Raw genomic sequence first — 2,355 nt, 5'->3', positions numbered from 1 at the left:
GCAACCCCCGCCACCCGGCGGGGTATCACCCCCCGGTCGACAGGGAAACCACCGCTTCCCGCGGGATACTCGGTGCCCCGCCTGCTTTCCAACCTGGAAGGCAGTAACTGACAATCAGAGACCGTGACGCCCCTGGTTGGCGCGGAGGGCCCTTTTACGCCACCCCTCCACCGAAGGACCGTTCATGCTGAACATCGCGGACACACTGCACCGCTGGTGCCGCGAGGCACGTCCCTTCGCCCTCGCCACCGTCGTCGACGTCACCGGCAGCGCACCCCTGCCCGTCGGCGCCTCGGTCGCGGTCGACGCCGACGGCAACGCGGTCGGCAGCATCTCCGGCGGCTGCGTCGAGGGCGCGGTCTACGGACTGTGCCAACAGGTGCTCCACGACCGCGGCGCCCCGCAGCGCGCCTGGTTCGGCTACTCCGACGACGACGCCTTCGCCGCCGGCCTGACCTGCGGCGGCGAACTCGACGTCCTCGTCCAGCACATCGATCCCGTCGAGCAGCCACACGTCGCCGCCGCTCTCGCGGACGTCATCGACGACAGGCCCACCGCGGTCGCCCAGGTCGTCGACGGTCCGGAGGAGCTGCGCGGCCGGATGCTGTCCATCGATGCCGAGGGAAACACACATCACGGTGGTGTGACCGGTTCCCTGCAACGGGTGGTCAGTGCGCAGGCGCAGGCGCTGCTGCGGACCGGGCGCACTGCCCGGGTGGAGGTCGGCGGGGACGCCGCCACCTGCCCGGAGCGGATGTCCGTGCTGGTCCACGTCCACGCGTCCCGCCCGCGCCTGCTCATCTTCGGCGCCGTCGACTTCGCCGCCGCCCTCAGTCAGGCCGGCCGCTTCCTCGGCTACCGGGTCACCGTCTGCGACGCCCGGCCCGTCTTCGCCACCCGCGCCCGCTTCCCCCACGCCGACGACATCGTCGTCGACTGGCCCCACCGCTACCTGGAGCGCACCGAGGTGGACGCCCGCACCGCCGTCTGCGTCCTCACCCATGACGCCAAGTTCGACATCCCCCTGCTGCGTGTGGCGCTGGCTCTGCCCGTGGGCTACGTGGGGGTGATGGGCTCCCGCCGCACGCACGACGAGCGCCTGCGCCTCCTGGGCGAAGCAGGCGTGCCCGAGGAACAGTTGGCCCGGCTGCACTCCCCGATCGGCCTCGACCTCGGCGCCCGCACGCCGGAGGAGACAGCTGTCTCCATCACGGCGGAGATCATCGCCGCCGGCAACCAGGGAACCGGCCTCCCTCTGTCCGGCCTGTCCGGCCCGATCCACCGAGCGCTCGTGCTGGAGCCGGCTCGCTGAATCCTCGGGACCGCTGGGGGACGCCAACGGCACGGCAAGTCATGCAAACGGTGGTCGCCAACGCCGCTCCGTCCGGGCGGCGCGGGTCATGGCCTCCGCCGGATCGGCGAACGATCTCGCCAACGACCTGGGACACTATCTGTCCTAAGACCGTGTCCTACGTGGTGAGGCGGACGAGGCGCTTGTAGCAGCACAAGGCCGCGGCGAGACCGAGAAAGGCCAGGTAGTTGCGGGGATTACGTTCGTAGCGGGGGCTGAGTCTGCGGTAGCCGGACAGCCACGACATCGTTCTTTCGATCACCCACCTGCGGCGGCCCAGCCGTTCGCTGGACTCGATGCCTTTGCGGGCGATCCGGACTCCGATGCGCTTGCCGTGTAACCATTTCCGCAGGTCCGGTCGATCGTAGGCTTTGTCCGTGTGGAGGCGCTGAGGCTTGAAGTACCGGCCGCGATGGGGGTCGTGTCTCGTTTGGTGACCCGCCACCATCGGCTTCAGACCTTCGCTGTCGTGGGTGTTGCCGGCCGAGACGCCGACGACCAGGGGCAGTCCGTTCGCGTCCGACAGGATGTGCATCTTGGAACCCGGCTTGCCCCGGTCCACGGGGCTCGGACCTGTGTGTTCGCCCCCTTTTTTAGCCCTGACGTGGGCGGTGTCGAGGACTACACGGGTCACCTCGACCAGGCCGGCGTCGTCGAGCCGGTGCAGCACAGCCTCGTGCAATCGGCCCCAGACGCCGGCTCTGGACCAGATCAGGAAGCGGCGGTGAGCGGTCGACTTCGATATGCCGAAGCAGGGCGGCAGAGCCCGCCAGGCACAACCGCTGACCAGCACGTAGATGATCGCCGCGAACAGCGTCTCATCAGGCGTGTCCTGTGTACCGCCGCCCTGTGGCCGCACCTTCGACGGCGGGATCAGCGGCTTCGCGATCTCCCACAGCCCATCCGGAACAATCCAACTCCACGTATCCCGCCCCATGCCCTGCCCAACGTCCGCCTCACCACGTAGGACACGGTCTTAGACCGTGTCCTACGTGGTGAGGCGG

General features: G+C 69.2%; 2 protein-coding genes. One reads left to right on the top strand and one right to left on the bottom strand.

What is annotated here, in order from left to right:
* Nucleotides 1-184 precede the first annotated feature (184 nt).
* The gene (locus STRIP9103_RS36985) at nt 185-1,312 is read left to right on the top strand and encodes an XdhC family protein (protein WP_009332791.1); all 1,128 of its coding nucleotides are present in this window, start codon (nt 185-187) and stop codon (nt 1,310-1,312) included.
* 157 nt (nt 1,313-1,469) lie between these two features.
* Here the strand turns inward: STRIP9103_RS36985 and STRIP9103_RS47620 are convergent, their stop codons facing one another.
* Nucleotides 1,470-2,288 (bottom strand): IS5 family transposase, encoded by an 819-nt coding sequence (locus STRIP9103_RS47620; RefSeq protein ID WP_009332786.1) that lies wholly within the window; start codon nt 2,286-2,288, stop codon nt 1,470-1,472.
* Nucleotides 2,289-2,355: the final 67 nt, after the last annotated feature.

Source organism: Streptomyces ipomoeae 91-03 (assembly GCF_000317595.1).
GTDB lineage: Bacteria > Actinomycetota > Actinomycetes > Streptomycetales > Streptomycetaceae > Streptomyces > Streptomyces ipomoeae.
The sequence above is the reverse complement of the archived record's forward strand: the minus strand, read 5'-3'. Positions and strand labels throughout refer to the sequence as shown.